This window comes from Marinomonas sp. FW-1 (assembly GCF_005222245.1).
Taxonomy (GTDB): domain Bacteria; phylum Pseudomonadota; class Gammaproteobacteria; order Pseudomonadales; family Marinomonadaceae; genus Marinomonas; species Marinomonas alcarazii.
The window spans coordinates 2,680,078-2,695,132 of record NZ_CP025987.1 but is presented as its reverse complement, the minus strand read 5'-3'; the positions used below and the strand labels follow the sequence as shown (position 1 = coordinate 2,695,132).

The window sequence follows — 15,055 nt, the reverse complement described above, 5'->3', positions numbered from 1 at the left end:
CTCCTAAATCTGTACAAGGGCGGTAAAGCCCATGAAAGCAAGTGCCATCAAGCCAGCGGTAACCATGCCAATCGCAGAGCCTTTAAAGACAATTGGCACGTCCGCCACGTTAATGCGTTCACGCATGGCAGAGAATAGAATCAGTACGAAAGAGAAACCAACGGCCGCACCAAAACCATAAAGAATCGATTCAACAAAGCCATTCTGTTTGCTGATGTTTTGTAATGCCACCCCTAATACCGCGCAGTTTGTGGTGATAAGAGGTAAGAAAATCCCCAATACTCTATAAAGCAGAGGGCTGGTTTTATGAACCACCATTTCAGTGAACTGTACAACAACAGCGATGACCAAGATAAAAGAAATAGTTTGTAGGTATTCAAGACCAAATGGCTGAAGTATGTAGGTATAAGTCAGGTAACTGCATAGGCTCGACAAGGTTAAAACAAAGGTTGTCGCCATTGCCATGCCAATCGAGGTTTCTAGTTTCCCGGACACGCCCATAAAAGGGCACAGGCCCAAAAACTGCACCAGTACAAAGTTGTTAACCAGAATAGTACTGACCAGTATCAGGAGATATTCAGTCATCTCAAATCCAAAGTATGCGGTGAATATTATGTGGTTTTAGATACCTTAAGAGAAAAAGCATCTGTGAGCGTAACTATACCAATCTGCTTATAACTAACAAAGCTAAAAATCTCGCATTTTTAGTCCGATTAAGTATATAGATAATAGGTTACGCTTATATAATTTCGATTTATGTTTCTATATTAATGCCAATGCTCACCTTATTAAGAATCTTTCTTATTTACTAAGGTGAGCATTGGTTTGCATTGCTTGTTTTGGCTGTTTAAGCCGGTATTTTGTGGCTTACATTACTCGTTGGCCAGGTTTTGCGCCAGCGTGAGGCTCTAGTAGGTAAATTTCTTCACCGCCTGGACCGGCCGCCAATACCATGCCTTCGGACATGCCAAACTTCATCTTGCGTGGTGCAAGGTTCGCCACCATCACCGTGTGCTTGCCTTCTAAGTCTTCTGGCTTATAAGCTGACTTAATGCCAGAGAATACAGTGCGTGTTTCACCACCAATGTCTAACGTCAGTTTTAGCAGCTTATTGGCTTTTTCAACGTGCTCGGCTTTAACGATTAAAGCAATGCGCAAATCTACTTTGGCGAAATCATCAAAGTTAATTTCCGCTTCAATAGGTTCTTTGCTTAGTTCCGTTTCTACTTGAGTCGGTTGCGCTGCTTCTTTTGCTGCTGCTTCCGCCGCGGCTTCTAGCTTGCCTTCTTCGATAATGGCATCGATTTGAGTTTGCTCAATACGACCCATTAACGGTTTGAACTTATTCACAGTTCGACCAAACAACAATTCGCTGCGGTTGTCCCATGTTAGCTCTTTATCAAGGAAAGCTTCTGCGTCAGCAACCATGTTTGGTAGAACCGGTTTTAGGTAAGTTGCCAATATGCTGAATAGGTTCAAGGCAACGGTACAAACATCCTGAACTTTCGGTAAAGTTGCTTCGTCTTTTGCCAATACCCAAGGTGCTTGAAGTGCAATGTATTCGTTCGCTACGTCAGCAAGACGCATGATTTCACGAATGGCTTTACCGTATTCGCGGCTTTCAAAGTGCTCAGCAATAACATCGCCTGCATCAACGAAAGATTGAATCATTTGCGCTTCGCTCACTTCGCTGGCTAATTGGCCATCGAACTTCTTGTTGATGAAGCTGGCTGTACGGCTAGCAATGTTAACGACTTTACCAACCACGTCAGAGTTCACGCGTTGCAAGAAATCACTTAGGCTCAGATCGATATCGTCAACACGAGAGTTCAGCTTGGCAGCGTAGTAGTAACGCAAGTATTGCGGATCCAAATGCTTCAAGTAAGTGCGCGCTTTAATAAAGGTGCCGCGCGATTTAGACATTTTCTCACCGTCAACGGTTACATAACCGTGTGCGTTGACCGCTGTTGGTGTGCGGTAGCCAGCACAATCTAACATGGCAGGCCAGAACAACGCGTGGAAGTTGATAATGTCTTTACCGATAAAATGGTAAAGCTCGGCGTCGGAATCTTTCGCCCAGTAATCATCAAACTCTAGACCTTCAGTGCGATCACACAGGTTTTTAAAGCTCGCCATGTAACCGATTGGTGCATCTAGCCAAACATAGAAATACTTGCCCGGCGCATCTGGGATTTCAAAACCAAAATAAGGTGCGTCGCGGCTGATGTCCCATTCTTTCAAACCAGAATCTAACCACTCAGATAGCTTGTTAGCTACTTGGTCCTGTAAGGTGCCGCTGCGGGTCCATTTTGCTAGGAAATCTTGGAAATCTGGCAATTTAAAGAAATAGTGCTCAGAGTCTTTTTCGATCGGTGTCGCGCCAGAGTAGACAGAGCGAGGATTGATCATTTCCATTGGCGTGTAAGTCGCAGAACAGACTTCACAGTTGTCGCCGTATTGGTCTTCTGCTTTACACTTAGGACACGTTCCTTTGATGAAACGGTCAGCTAGGAACATTTCTTTTTCTGGATCGTACGCTTGTACGATAGAGCGAACAGCGATTTTGCCATTATCACGAAGGGCTTTGTAAATGCTGTTTGAGAACTCACGGTTTTCTTCAGAATGCGTGGAATGATAGTTATCATAACCAATCAAGAAGTCGTTAAAGTCCGTCATGTGTTCTTGGCGAACACCCTCGATTAACTCTTCTGATGTAATGCCATTTTGCGCGGCTTTAATCATAATCGCCGTGCCGTGTGCATCATCCGCACACACTGCTGTACAAATATGGCCGCGCATTTTTTGAAAACGCACCCAGATATCGGTTTGGATGTGCTCCAGCATATGCCCTAAATGGATAGAGCCATTTGCATAAGGAAGGGCGCTGGTGACTAAAATTTTGCGTTGCGTTTGTGCCATTTTTGATAAGCCTACTGGATTAAAAAAGGTCGGGTATTCTATCAATAAATAGGCACAGATGACGAATGAATAAAGCGCCTAAAGGATAGATAGTCTTAGAAAAGCGACATTATAAGTCCCAATCCCGCGTGTGCAAGCGCTAGTCTGCTTTCCAAGTCTTGCTTTTCTGCAATTTGCCCCCACACTTGGCGTAACGTTATAAATTAAACTCTCTTTAATATTACCGCCTTACAAGGATTCCCCGATGCTAACTGATGCCCAACTACAGGCGACTTTAGAAACCCTTATTGATGAAAACAGCGGCCAACCTTATGGCGCTGCTTGGCAAGTGGTAAGTGACGACAATCGCGTACATGTTACTTTGACGCTTGGTTATCCAGCGCAAAAGCAACAAGCAGAATTAGAAGCCAAAATAAAAGACCTAATGGCAGATGCCCGTAATTTGGTGTTAGACATCGACTTTAAAGTCGAAAGCCAAGCCACACAAGGCAGCATCGCAGGGTTACAAGGCGTAAAGAACATCATCGCTGTGGCCTCTGGTAAAGGTGGTGTGGGGAAATCCACGACCACAGTTAACCTTGCACTTGCCATGGCAAAAGAGGGTGCTCGCGTGGGTATCTTGGATGCCGACATTTATGGCCCTAGCCAAGGCATGTTATTGGGCTTTGAAGAGGGTACTCGCCCGCAGGTACGTGAAGACAAATTCTTCGTGCCGCCTACGGCCTTTGGTGTACAAGTGATGTCCATGGCCTTCCTGACCACCAAAGACACACCTGTTGCGTGGCGAGGACCAATGGTAACTGGCGCGCTCATGCAAATCTTGACGCAAACTGACTGGGATAATCTGGATTACCTTTTCATCGACATGCCACCGGGCACAGGCGACATTCAATTAACGCTTGCACAAAAAGTACCAGTGGCGGGTTCTGTTATTGTTACCACGCCTCAAGACATCGCACTGCTTGATGCTCGTCGTGGTATAGAAATGTTCAACAAGGTGAAAATCCCAGTGTTGGGCGTGGTTGAAAACATGTCGACGCATATTTGTTCTAATTGCGGTCATCATGAAGCCATTTTTGGCGACGAAGGCGGCGCGAGCCTAGCCAAAGAATACGATGTCAATGTATTAGGTAAACTGCCACTAAGCCTAGCGATCCGTGAACAGAGCGATGCAGGCCGACCAATCGTGGTAAATGCTCCCGAAAGTGATACTGCAGGCATTTATCAGTCGATTGCTCGCAAGCTTGGTGCTACCCTTGCATCCCAGAAAAATGAACAAACAGCGATGCCTATTATTGGCATGAGTGACGATTGAGGAAAAGTAATGCGTTTGTGTGACCGAGATATAATTAAAGCCCTAGACGAAGGTTCCATTGTGATCGAACCGCGCCCTGACAACAGCGTTATCAGCGGTGTTTCTGTTGATTTACGATTGGGCAACTCGTTCCGTGTTTTCCAAGGTCACCCAGCGCCTTACCTTGACCTAAGCAGCTCAAAGGCTGATTTAAGCAAAGTCATCGAATCTGTCATGAGTGAAGAAATTCTTGTCGAAGACGGCAAACCTTTCTTCATCCACCCGGGTGAACTTGTACTTGGCGTGACCAAAGAATCTGTTACTGTGCCAGACAACCTAGTTGGCTGGCTCGATGGTCGTTCTTCCTTGGCGCGCCTTGGCTTAATGGTCCATGTTACCGCGCACCGCATCGACCCAGGTTGGAGCGGCGGCATCGTATTAGAGTTCCTTAACGGCGGCAAACTGCCTATCGCCCTAAGTCCGGGCATGACTATTGGTGCCATCAACTTCGAAACCATGTCGGGCTCTGCGGATCGTCCTTATAACAAGCGTGATAACGCTAAATATAAAGACCAGACCTCAGCGGTGGGTAGCCGGATTTCCGGTGACAAATCCTAGATCTTTTTTAAGATCGACTAGAAAGAGGCTTCGGCCTCTTTTTTTGTGCCTAAATTCCCTCCCTTTATGTCTTCCAAGGGGAGGGCTAGGGAGGGGTTATTTTTTAGATCTTCAAGCCTGTTTGCTGCTTCTCAGTGTTTCCTAGTTTGCAAGCTTGGTTCCGCTCTGCTGAGCGGGTAGCTTTTGTCTAGCGACACAAAAGTAACCAAAAGGTCGCTTTATCAGGCTATCGCCCAAACGTCTCATTCATATTATTTATTACAGGTTAAGCAAGACGATTTTTATCGTAAGGCATAGATTGTTTTTGATGATGTTAGGAAAGGTATTCTTAACTGACTCTGAAACGCCATAAAGTCGCGCAACTTCGTCGCGTCGAACTGACTTCATATGTGATGCTGGTTTTTGTAGGGCGGATGAGGAAGGTGCGACCGCTTTCTGTAATATAAGAGTGCCGGAGAAAGCGAAGCTTTCATTGTGTAGTCGTTGTTTTTGTAGCTTGATTTCGTATGTTTTTAGGTTGATAAATGTACAGTTTGTTGACATCAACGTCTGAGATAGTGATACTAAGCGTGTAGATGACGTGGCGGTAGAGGCATCCCCACATTAAAAACACCAACCTCATTTGAAGTCGCGGCGGTAGAGGTATCCCCGCAATAAATAGCATCAACCTCAATGGAAGTTCTACTCGAAAAGCCCTTATGTTATAAGGGCTTTTTGTTTTTTATAACAAGGATAGTTATGAAAATCAGGCTGTTAACAGAAGCTGCTTATAATCGAATAATTACACTTAAAGAAACCATGAGTAAAAAAGATCGTGGCTATGGTGTGATTCCAATCAAGATTCAAAATATCACCTTTGCGATTCCATTCAGAAGTAATATGGCTCATAAACATGGGTTTAAAACTATATTCCACAATGGCGTATGGAATGGTGTTGACTACTCCAAAGCCATCATCATTACAGAAGACGATCTACAACCCAAATCATTTAAGCTTCGTAGCGAGGCGGAATACCAAAAAGTAAAAAATAACAAAGACAAAATTCAACGGCAATTTGAGAAGTACGTAAACGACTATGTCTCACAGGCCAAATTGGGAAAGCTCCCAAATCTTCAACGCTTTGGCTATACCACGTTGGTAAATTACCATGACGAGCTTGGGGTAGGGGGATAGCAGCTGATAGATGTTCATTATAAGTAAACGTTATCAGTAAAATGGAACAGATCGTGAGATCTAAAAGACGAGTATTGCTTAATGCTCAGGATTCCAGTAAAAAAGTAAAAATAAAGGCAAATCCCCGATAGATAACGCGCCGTTCAACAGGCGATTATAGTCATGGCTTCGCCATTGTATAACCGCTTAGTAGTTATTAGGTGTAAAAGCTCCAATACTATCCACATGGAAAAGAATCATGAGTATAAATAGTAAGGCAAAGCGTGATAAGAAGAAAAAGGAATCACAGAAAAAGTCAAATCTCTCAAAAAACAATCGTTCATCGCGTAAATCAATTCAATCACTGGACGACATTTTTGACCCTGCAAAACTCACGACTCCACAAACAATAAATGAAGACATTCTTAAATTTTGTAGGAAAATCAGTGATACTTCGCCGACTTTTATTGAAATAACTCCAGAGCTTTGGTCTCGACAGTCCTGCTGTGACTTGAATGTGCATGAATACATAAAACTCAATGGAGGCTCGATTGTTTGTGGGTACAAGCTTTGGTATAACGAGCCAGTTTATATTGAGGGCGAAAGGCACGCTGTCTGGTACGGCGATGGGGAATACAGAGATATAACATTCAATAGTGATGGCGAGGAAAAAATTCTTTTCATCCCTGATATTCCAGAAAAACAAAGCTCGCTTGAACTCAACGAAAGAAAAATTCGCTGGTGCAAAGATGAGGCAACAAGAGCTCTAATTAGTCAGCATGAGTTTTTTGAGCGCATGACTCCATTTCAAAACATGAGCGACACAACAGCATGGAATACCATGCTGACATATGAAAATTGGAAAGCGGGCGAACGAATGTCGAGTCTTGTACCTGTTATTGCTTAAAAAGTGGTTTAGCATTAACAACCAGTTCAAACCGTTCGCTACGCTCACTGGTACTGGTTAAAGCCCCGCCCCTTAACCAAACGTTAAGTTTCTAGGTGAATTATGGACGATAAACTGAAGCAATTGACTGCGCTAGCAAGTCATTTTGTAGGTGAGCATTTTGATTACTGTAAACCTTTACTTGATCAAGACTATCAAGGTATGCATCCAGTTGTCAGGTTTATAAGTACTCAACTTTACCTATCCTGCCAGTTTAGCACTGAGAGTTCACTTCTATTATTGCGACATGGACAAGAGTGGGATTCTGAAATTATCAATAGATCTATCATTGAGGGAGTCGTAAAATACATATTCATGCTTCAAGGTACAGAAGATGAAACTATTGAAAAGGTGAAAGAATATTGGGAAATATTACCTAGTTATTCTGCAATAAAAAGAAGTGATAGGGTTAGTAGTTTACTAAAAACAGTAAGCTCTAATGAATTACATAATTGGAAATCAATTGACGACTTAAAACTTGAAGACTCCGATATAGACTCAATTCGTGAAGGTACAAATAAGCAGCAGAGAAAACTACTTGAGCAAAAGTGGTCATTTAGCAATATCATTCAAGGTTTTAGCAAGTCTGGTGATGAAAGGTTAATGCCTTTAGTTCATTTAGCTTATAACTTTGGTATGAGCAGTCATTTAATTCACAAGGATGGTGATGGCGTAGCAATGATTTGGGAGCGCTGTACTAGAGAGATCGAGCGCCAAGAAGCAGTTAAGCTCGCTCATATTGCTAGAGCTATTTCTGACCTTTGTTCTTTTGCAGAAGCTAGAACTGTTATTTTGCATCAACATTGTAATACTAAGTATGACTTTATAGATAAATTAAGAGATTCGTACTCTCCTTTATTTTCTGAATTGAAGGATTTGTTAAAAGAGTTCAACAAAGTCGAATACGAAACTTAATAAGGTATTTAAACAGAAGGATTGGTAATGCAAAAAGTTAAAGAATGGATGTGCACCAATGCCATTAGGCTTACTTCGCTAATAATTGCAGGGTATTTTTTCTATGTTTTTCACTTGAGTGTTGGTTTTCCACCTAATACAGAGATAAATTCGTCATCTCTAGCATATTTAATAATATCTATATTTTTCTTTTTATTACCGTTAGCCAAGAAACTTAAGATAGGTACTCTTCTAGAGTATGAAGTAAAGGTTGCAGAGCTTAAGAGTGAAGTTAAAGAATTCAAAGACGAAACACGCCAGATATTATCAATGCAAAACATGATGATAAATACAGTCAGCAATACTATTAGCCAAAATATAAATATTACTCTTCCAGGGCATGGTGAAATAGAAGAAGCTAAAGAGGAGTTAGATAGCACTATTAAAGAACCTACACCCAAAGAAGAGTTGGAAGCAGAAATTGAAGCTTATCTTGCTTCTGAAGGTTCAGACCTTAATTTTGCACTTGCAAAATTAAGGATAGATATTGAGAAAGAGTTACGACGAATATTAATTAAACGATTGGACACAGACGATCCAACGAAGTTGAAAGGAAAGTTTTTATCTAACCGTTCTCTTTTTCGTGAGTTCACAAAACTTTATCCTCAATATAGTGGTATGCATAGCTCATTCGATTACATTCTAAAAATCTGTAATGCTGCAATACATGGTCAAAATATTTCGCAAAATCATGCTCATGAGGCCATGGAAATGGGGTTCAAAATTCTAGATGAGTTTAAAAAAGTTGAGAGTTGGTTATAACAAAGTAATCTTGCGGAACTCCGTGAACTCTCATCTGGTTTGCAAAAACACGCAAACAAGCCGTCATCCCACTCCGTCGCGAAAATTGCGGCGTTAATAATTAATTCGACGCAATCCCAATTGCGCGATCCTATGGAGTTTCAGAGTCATTAACGAAAAGATCTTCCCCAGCAGCATAACCAATCTATGCCTTACGATAAAAGTCGTGTTGCTAGGAGTGATGTTAAGCAAAATAAATGAGACGTTTGTGGCGATATCCCGAGAAAGATATCTTTTGGTTACTTCTGATTTTCATCTATAAAAAATTCTCTTTTGGTAATTGCATACCTAGTTTTAGTCGGCTATTTTATTGCCCCTAAAAATGGATTAAAGTGCAAGGTGGTATAATGGAGCGTTTTTTAGCTATTTTGATGTTATTTTCAGCATCAGCATCAGATTTTTTGGGTTTTTTTACCACTGACTTGTATCCAGTGGATGGGTGTAAAGTTATAAAAACTGATTCAATGTATTCAATGAGTCAAGTTGGCACTTATAACCAATATAATGATGGACGGCATTCATATCTAAATGAGATCGACGCAAGGCCGCTTAAATCTGATACACTCAAAAAAGCAGTTGGAAATGGTTTTAATGCAATTTTGGGTTATCAGTTTAATGTTTACGGCGGCTTTTCTGGAAATCAAGGACAGCTTGTTAATGGGTCTTTAGGTGTTGGTGTTTAGACTGCTACAGCACGTGGAGTTCCAGTAAACATTATTTGTAAATAATATAAATGAGACTTTTGGTCGAAAGCCACGATCTCCCTTTAAATGAAAGCTTCGCTTTCAGCGGCACATTACGCTGCGCTTATGATGCCCTACATTTGGTTTAAGAGAACAACCCCATCCTAATCTTCCCTTTGGAAGACAAAAGGGGAAGGGACGAACCTACTAGTAGGATGGGCTCTGATATTTATTCCATTTCGTTTAGCAGTTTGCGCCAGCCAACCACATTGGCTGGGCCTTTTAGGCGAATCATGGTGTTGCGAATAAATCGTCCTATAGGGGATCGACCTAAGCCAGCGAGCTTGATGATTTTATTGGACTCTTTTACCGTCCAAGTCACTCTGGCTGTGCGTTGTTGCTGATAGTGTTTTAGTGCTTCGGCTAGTTCATATTGCTCCAGTGCATCGGCTAAACAGTTGATGTCTTCTAAGGACATGCCAGCGCCTTGCTGCAAACTTGGCGGACAACCGTGTAAGGCATCGCCCACCAACACAACGCGATTAAACAAAGATTCTGTGTTTTTCACTGTTTTTAACTGACCTAGAACGATGGGCTGCTCTGGCGTTAGGTTGTTAATACAGTCTGATACTGGCGAAGCGTAATTGGCAAAGATGTCTTGAATGACTTTATAGCTGGGCAAGGACGCGAATTTACCATCTTCATCGATAATCTGACCGTAACAATAGACTTCCTCCTCACTGATTGGGTAAATCATGAAGGCAGAGTCATTACCTACGTAGTAAGTCGGCTGAATGCCAGCGACAGGTTTTTTCGTGATGTATCGCCAGTTTGTTACCTTGTGAGAAAGGGGAGCCGAGTCGACTTGTACCATTTGTCTAACCGCAGAGTTAATACCATCCGCAGCGACTACTAAATCATACGAGGTCGTCTCACCAGATTGGAACGTAACCAGTACTTCATTGTTGTCTTGTTTAATATCTTCAGGCCAAGAGTTTAGCTGTACATCTGCCGCCATGTCTTTTCTTAATATAGACATAAGGTCATCGCGCTTTAACGCCACAAATGGCGCTTTATTTAATGGCGCTGTATGCAACGACGCGGAAGCCAAAGTCTTGCTGGATGGCAGGGCATACTCAACTTGATCAACCTGATATGCAAGATCAAGCACGGGTTTACTTAAACCAAGTTTTTTCAAAGCCAGCATAGCATTAGCCGGTAAACAGATTGCTGCACCTTCACTACCCAGCATTGATGACTTTTCAATGATATCGACAGTGAACCCCAATGGTTTCAAACGACGATACAATGCACAACCTGCTACCCCAGCACCGACAATTAACACTCGCATTCAATTACACTCTTTGTTGACTTAAATTGCATGTATTTTATAACTAGTCGTAACCAAGTATCGAGGGGGAAGCGTAATGAAATTATATATGCGAGAAGGAAAGAACCGCGCTTTATGAGAAAGTCAGACCGTTTATTTCAACTCACTAATATTTTAAGAACACATCAACCGATTACCGCTAAGGCATTAGCGGAAAAGCTGTCGGTTAGCGAACGCACGATTTACCGCTACATGGATGATCTTTCAGTCGCTGGGATTCCTGTCTATGGCGAGGCGGGGGTTGGTTATTTTCTTGATGAAGGGTTTGAATTACCGCCTTTGACGTTATCCGAGAAAGAGCTGGAAGCGCTCATATCCGGTGTCAACTTTGTCGCAGCGCTAACCACGGATTCGCTTTCTCAAAGTGCTAAATCACTTCTCGCAAAAATAGAGGTCGTTTTGCCCGAGCGCCGCGCTCAGCAGGATGATAAACGTATCATTCGCGTTCCTACCGTAGGGCAAAAGCAGATTGAACGAAGCATTTGGGGTGCGATTCATGAGGCCATTCAACAACAAGCTCAACTAAGCATGTGCTATCTCAATGTAGATGGCGATGTCACGCAAAGAGAGATTCATCCATTGGGACTATTTTATTGGGGCGGTAAATGGACGCTTGGGGGTTGGTGTTTTAAACGCGATGAATACCGCGACTTTCGTATTGATCGCATTCTGTCTCTAGCACCTGCGATGGGTGGAAATATACTACCGAGCCATGTTTCCCTATCGGATTATATAAAACTGCGACAAAGCCAAAGTTACTGACACAAGGCTGTCAGTAGGGTTGATCTACAGTGAACGTTCAATCAAACGAGGGCGTTAATTATGATTAATCCAATGACTTTTTCTAATATGGGCGGCGTCGAAATCGCTTTTTTTAAACTGAAAGCAGGCGTTACTGAAGCTGACTTGGTCGTGCTTTCTCACCGTGTTGAAGCCGAATTTCTCTCACAGCAATCAGAGCTGGTGGCCCACTGCCTTTTAAAAGGCGCAGATGGGATTTTTGCCGACATTGCTATGGCCACTAGCCAAGCAAAGGCCGAAGAATATTGCCAGCAATGGTTAACTCATCCTGTTGCACTGGAGTATTTGGAACTCATTGATCAAGCCTCAGTAGAGATGACTTTTTGGACACGTATTAACTAGTTAGATTGGGGCTTAAGTCCATTTACGATGTCACTTTTTGCCCCATAAAATGCCGTGTTTTGGCCTATGAGTGATCATGGGCCAACTCATAAAATACTCCCTATTCAGTCAGCTAAGCATGACATCAATAGGGAGTAGGCAGTGTTGAATAAACAAATGGTGGTCATTGTCATTGGGGTTTTGATTACATTTTGGGCGTCTTCTATTAAGGGCAGTTACCAAGTGTATTTTCTCGACTTGGTGCAATTAAGTGGTGTGAGTCGAGGGCAGTTTGCCTTAAGTAGTTCTATTTTTGGGTTGGCAATAGGTGTGTTTTCGCCGTTTGTTGGCTGGGTGAGCGATCGTCTTGGTCCGGCATTGACCATCTTGTCTGGCGGGCTGACGGCTTCTGTTGCTTTTCTTTTGATGGCGTTGCCATTTCATTTTTGGTCGTTTGTTTTGCTATTTGGCGTGCTGGCGGCTTATTCCTTGTGTGCCATGACATTTGTGCCATTAGCGGTATTAGTCGATCGCATTTTTGCCCATCAAAATAAAGGCATGGCTTATGCAGCCATTACCAATGGCACTGCGATAGGTTTTATGGTCTTGTCGCCACTATGGGTTTGGCTGCATGGCTTTGTATCTTGGCAAACATTGAGCATTGCGATCGCTGCGGTATTTATCCTGATGATTTTGCCGGCCATGATTGTCTTATGTGTAGCGTTTCCGAAACAGACGTTTGCGTCGTCTAACGATCAGGCAGCAGGCGGAGATACGCCTTGGCTGTATCTATTGCGCCAACCTTTGTTTCTCTTGCTAGCATTGTCGTTTGGTGGCTGCGGAGCGTCCATGGCCTACATTGATGTGCACCTTGTTCCTTTGCTACAGGAGCGCTTTATCGATGGTGCGCCTGTGGTAGTTGCGACGTCTTTGAGTGTGTTGGGGGCGGCGGAGTTGCTGGGGGCGTTTGCGGTGGGGTATTTGCTCCGTTTTTCGCCAGCGGCCTTAATGCTGGCTTGTCTATACGGGCTGCGTGCGCTGTCCTTAGGCGTTTTATTGTATGCCGACACGCTTGTCGCCGTGTTGCTATTTGCGGTGGTCTTTGGCCTTAGTTACATGGGAACCGTGATTGCTACCTCGCTGATCTGTTTACAAGCCTATGGTGCTCATGTAAAAGGCAAAATCTTTGGTTGTTTATTCAGTGTGCATCAGGTGTTCGTGTTCGCCATTATTTGGCTAGGCGGTGTCAGTTATGACATGACGGGCAGCTACCAATGGATTACTTATGTGGTGATCGGTTTATCGTGTGTGTCTGTTTGGGTAGGGCTGCTATTGTGGCGTGTGAGAGTATTTAACACAGTGCCTCAGAGTGGTGCCTTGTCTTAACGGGGCAGCGTTTGATATTTCTTTTTCCAAGCTAGGCGTAAGGCTTTGGCTTGGGGAAAGCCCGCTTGATAGGCCGAGGCTTCGATGGTGTAGCCTTTGTCCAAGTAACTTTTCGCCATCTCAAGACGTAGCTCTACTAGATAATCTCTCAGGGTTAACCCCGTTGCTTGTTTAAACTCACGCTGTAAATGTCGGGTGGAAACGCGAAACTTGGCGCTTAGTTCGGTTAGGGAGAGTTTCTCTGTCAGCTGTGCTTGCAGATAGTCTTGCACATCATGGATCAAGGGTTGGATGTGATTGCGGTAATTGACCAGTGCAGACATTTGCGGATCGTTGGCCATACGGCGGCGATATACCACTAATTCGCGAGCAATCTCCATGGAAAATTGTGCGCCAGCCGTGTGTTGAATCAGCGCTAGCGCTAAATCGATGCCTGCGGTGACGCCGGCGCTGGTGTAAATATGTTGATCCTGCACATAAATGCGGTTGGGAATAATCGTGGCGTTGGGAAAGCGCGTTGCCAGCTCTGTGGTGCGTTGATGATGTGTGGTGCAGGCTCGTTTTTCTAATAGCCCCGCCATGCCTAATAAGAAAGCCCCTGTACAAACACCCATAATGGTGTGGCTTGGGCGTGTGATGGCGCTTAACCAGTCGATGCATTGTTGGCTGATCGGATCGCTGTAAATCGCTTCATGGTAGTTAGAGCCAGATACGATAATCATGGCATTGTCAGCGATGTGGTCGGGCAGAGGGGAGATCTCTGCAAGGGTTAGCCCTTCATGGCTTTTGATCACTGCGTTTGGACTAATAAAATGCAGCGCAATGTTTAGGCCACGGCTTTGCGCTTCGTGAAAGGTTTGGCAAGGCCCTGCTAAATCGAGCAAGTGCACATCTGGGGTTAGTAAAAAATATATATCAATAGCCTGAGACACAGAGTACCTGCCAATCGTAAAAGTTGAAATTAATGCTCAATGGCCTTGTGGTGTTTAATACTTTAACTACAAGTGGTTCTGTGGGCGTTGTGATTGAGCGAGTACAGTCACTACCAAAATAAAACCGCCTTCTTTTGTAAAGTAAGCCGAGTGTTTGCCAACTGGAAAGTAAAAACCATTTGGATAAACTTCATCGCAACGACGGCTTAAGTCTGGATTGTCGGCTAGCATTTGAAACCCAGTCAATAATGTGTGTTTATAGTTTTGCCTCTGTGCTTCAGAAAAATTGTGGACGGTATAGCTTTTGATTTTTTGTAAATGAGTCTGAGCCAATTTACCTAGTTGGTATTTTTTCTTTTGCGTAGTGGGTTACAAGGCGTTTAGGAAATCTTCGCCATCAACCACATTGCCTTGTACCAAGTCTTGTTTAGCTGACTCGAAACAATGTTTAAGGTAGTCCGTTTTCATTGCTTCTAGTTCTTCATAGTCTCTGATAGACATTACCACAACGGCATCTTTGCTGTTTTTGCTAATTTTAACTGGCTCACGTTGGGCGCTTAGCAGAAGTTCACCAAAGTTACGCTTGGTATCATTTGCTGTTAATGTTCGCATATTCAATCTCTAAATTTGGAACTAGAGTAATAGTATAGTTGGTCGCATGAAGTGATCAATCTAATTAAATCGTGCGATTTGTGCGAAAAGCAAACGAACAAAGCATTTAAGATGGATTCCCAACTCTTGGCATTTTTGCATCGATTGGCAAAAGTTACCTCGCCCAGCAGAGCGGAATAAAGGTCAGGAATCCCAAGTGTTTGAATGGAATCTACATTCCCACCGGGGTAGATTCGATAGCTCAAT

Annotated in this window: 16 protein-coding genes; 10 read left to right on the top strand and 6 right to left on the bottom strand. The window is 43.3% G+C overall.

Going from position 1 to position 15,055, the window contains the following annotated elements; all coding sequences use genetic code 11:
• Window positions 1-3: 3 nt before the first annotated feature.
• Together rsxA and metG are read right to left on the bottom strand one after the other, a co-directional pair.
• Window positions 4-585 (bottom strand): electron transport complex subunit RsxA, encoded by a 582-nt coding sequence (rsxA, locus tag C1X04_RS12520; RefSeq protein ID WP_137170114.1) that lies wholly within the window; start codon window positions 583-585, stop codon window positions 4-6.
• A gap of 282 nt (window positions 586-867) precedes the next feature.
• Entirely contained in the window at window positions 868-2,919 is a 2,052-nt protein-coding gene (gene metG / locus C1X04_RS12515) for a methionine--tRNA ligase (RefSeq protein WP_110573778.1), read from the bottom strand.
• A 244-nt stretch (window positions 2,920-3,163) separates the two neighbouring features.
• Here metG and apbC point away from each other — a divergent pair, with 244 nt between their 5' ends.
• From apbC to C1X04_RS12480, 7 genes are all read left to right on the top strand, one after another.
• The gene (gene apbC / locus C1X04_RS12510; protein ID WP_137170113.1) at window positions 3,164-4,234 is read left to right on the top strand and encodes an iron-sulfur cluster carrier protein ApbC; all 1,071 of its coding nucleotides are present in this window, start codon (window positions 3,164-3,166) and stop codon (window positions 4,232-4,234) included.
• Between the two features lie 9 nt (window positions 4,235-4,243).
• On the top strand, window positions 4,244-4,831 hold the full coding sequence (dcd, locus tag C1X04_RS12505; RefSeq protein WP_110573774.1) for a dCTP deaminase: 588 nt from the start codon (window positions 4,244-4,246) through the stop codon (window positions 4,829-4,831).
• Between the two features lie 738 nt (window positions 4,832-5,569).
• Window positions 5,570-6,004, top strand: coding sequence for a hypothetical protein (locus tag C1X04_RS12500; RefSeq protein WP_137170112.1), 435 nt, complete (start codon window positions 5,570-5,572; stop codon window positions 6,002-6,004).
• A 238-nt stretch (window positions 6,005-6,242) separates the two neighbouring features.
• A complete protein-coding gene (locus C1X04_RS12495) occupies window positions 6,243-6,890 on the top strand; it encodes a hypothetical protein (protein ID WP_137170111.1) in 648 nt (215 codons plus the stop codon).
• Between the two features lie 102 nt (window positions 6,891-6,992).
• On the top strand, window positions 6,993-7,844 hold the full coding sequence (locus tag C1X04_RS12490; RefSeq protein ID WP_137170110.1) for a DUF5677 domain-containing protein: 852 nt from the start codon (window positions 6,993-6,995) through the stop codon (window positions 7,842-7,844).
• 27 nt (window positions 7,845-7,871) lie between these two features.
• Window positions 7,872-8,645 (top strand): hypothetical protein, encoded by a 774-nt coding sequence (locus tag C1X04_RS12485; RefSeq protein WP_137170109.1) that lies wholly within the window; start codon window positions 7,872-7,874, stop codon window positions 8,643-8,645.
• Between the two features lie 386 nt (window positions 8,646-9,031).
• On the top strand, window positions 9,032-9,367 hold the full coding sequence (locus tag C1X04_RS12480; protein ID WP_137170108.1) for a hypothetical protein: 336 nt from the start codon (window positions 9,032-9,034) through the stop codon (window positions 9,365-9,367).
• Window positions 9,368-9,596: 229 nt separating this feature from the next.
• On the opposite strand, the gene C1X04_RS12475 is transcribed toward C1X04_RS12480, so the two are convergent.
• Entirely contained in the window at window positions 9,597-10,718 is a 1,122-nt protein-coding gene (locus tag C1X04_RS12475; protein WP_137170107.1) for an FAD-dependent monooxygenase, read from the bottom strand.
• Between the two features lie 114 nt (window positions 10,719-10,832).
• Here C1X04_RS12475 and C1X04_RS12470 point away from each other — a divergent pair, with 114 nt between their 5' ends.
• The 3 genes from C1X04_RS12470 (at window position 10,833) to C1X04_RS12460 (ending at window position 13,265) form a co-directional block, all read left to right on the top strand.
• A complete protein-coding gene (locus C1X04_RS12470) occupies window positions 10,833-11,519 on the top strand; it encodes a YafY family protein (protein ID WP_137170106.1) in 687 nt (228 codons plus the stop codon).
• A gap of 60 nt (window positions 11,520-11,579) precedes the next feature.
• On the top strand, window positions 11,580-11,900 hold the full coding sequence (locus C1X04_RS12465) for a hypothetical protein (protein WP_137170105.1): 321 nt from the start codon (window positions 11,580-11,582) through the stop codon (window positions 11,898-11,900).
• 141 nt (window positions 11,901-12,041) lie between these two features.
• A complete protein-coding gene (locus tag C1X04_RS12460; RefSeq protein WP_137170104.1) occupies window positions 12,042-13,265 on the top strand; it encodes an MFS transporter in 1,224 nt (407 codons plus the stop codon).
• Here C1X04_RS12460 and C1X04_RS12455 read toward each other — a convergent pair.
• The 3 genes from C1X04_RS12455 to C1X04_RS12445 form a co-directional block, all read right to left on the bottom strand.
• Window positions 13,262-14,197, bottom strand: coding sequence for a GlxA family transcriptional regulator (locus tag C1X04_RS12455; protein ID WP_137170103.1), 936 nt, complete (start codon window positions 14,195-14,197; stop codon window positions 13,262-13,264). The genes C1X04_RS12460 and C1X04_RS12455 overlap by 4 nt on opposite strands.
• Before the next feature lie 66 nt (window positions 14,198-14,263).
• A complete protein-coding gene (locus C1X04_RS12450; protein ID WP_137170102.1) occupies window positions 14,264-14,530 on the bottom strand; it encodes a type II toxin-antitoxin system RelE/ParE family toxin in 267 nt (88 codons plus the stop codon).
• 36 nt (window positions 14,531-14,566) lie between these two features.
• Entirely contained in the window at window positions 14,567-14,809 is a 243-nt protein-coding gene (locus tag C1X04_RS12445; RefSeq protein WP_137170101.1) for a type II toxin-antitoxin system Phd/YefM family antitoxin, read from the bottom strand.
• Between the last annotated feature and the right edge of the window lie 246 nt (window positions 14,810-15,055).

Excerpts from the sequence above, each read along its gene's own strand:
- rsxA (WP_137170114.1), bottom strand. The coding sequence starts at position 585 with ATGACTGAATATCTCCTGATACTGGTCAGTACTATTCTGGTTAACAAC.
- metG (WP_110573778.1), bottom strand. The coding sequence starts at position 2,919 with ATGGCACAAACGCAACGCAAAATTTTAGTCACCAGCGCCCTTCCTTAT.
- apbC (WP_137170113.1), top strand. The coding sequence starts at position 3,164 with ATGCTAACTGATGCCCAACTACAGGCGACTTTAGAAACCCTTATTGAT.
- dcd (WP_110573774.1), top strand. The coding sequence starts at position 4,244 with ATGCGTTTGTGTGACCGAGATATAATTAAAGCCCTAGACGAAGGTTCC.
- C1X04_RS12500 (WP_137170112.1), top strand. The coding sequence starts at position 5,570 with ATGAAAATCAGGCTGTTAACAGAAGCTGCTTATAATCGAATAATTACA.
- C1X04_RS12495 (WP_137170111.1), top strand. The coding sequence starts at position 6,243 with ATGAGTATAAATAGTAAGGCAAAGCGTGATAAGAAGAAAAAGGAATCA.
- C1X04_RS12490 (WP_137170110.1), top strand. The coding sequence starts at position 6,993 with ATGGACGATAAACTGAAGCAATTGACTGCGCTAGCAAGTCATTTTGTA.
- C1X04_RS12485 (WP_137170109.1), top strand. The coding sequence starts at position 7,872 with ATGCAAAAAGTTAAAGAATGGATGTGCACCAATGCCATTAGGCTTACT.
- C1X04_RS12480 (WP_137170108.1), top strand. The coding sequence starts at position 9,032 with ATGGAGCGTTTTTTAGCTATTTTGATGTTATTTTCAGCATCAGCATCA.
- C1X04_RS12475 (WP_137170107.1), bottom strand. The coding sequence starts at position 10,718 with ATGCGAGTGTTAATTGTCGGTGCTGGGGTAGCAGGTTGTGCATTGTAT.
- C1X04_RS12470 (WP_137170106.1), top strand. The coding sequence starts at position 10,833 with ATGAGAAAGTCAGACCGTTTATTTCAACTCACTAATATTTTAAGAACA.
- C1X04_RS12465 (WP_137170105.1), top strand. The coding sequence starts at position 11,580 with ATGATTAATCCAATGACTTTTTCTAATATGGGCGGCGTCGAAATCGCT.
- C1X04_RS12445 (WP_137170101.1), bottom strand. The coding sequence starts at position 14,809 with ATGCGAACATTAACAGCAAATGATACCAAGCGTAACTTTGGTGAACTT.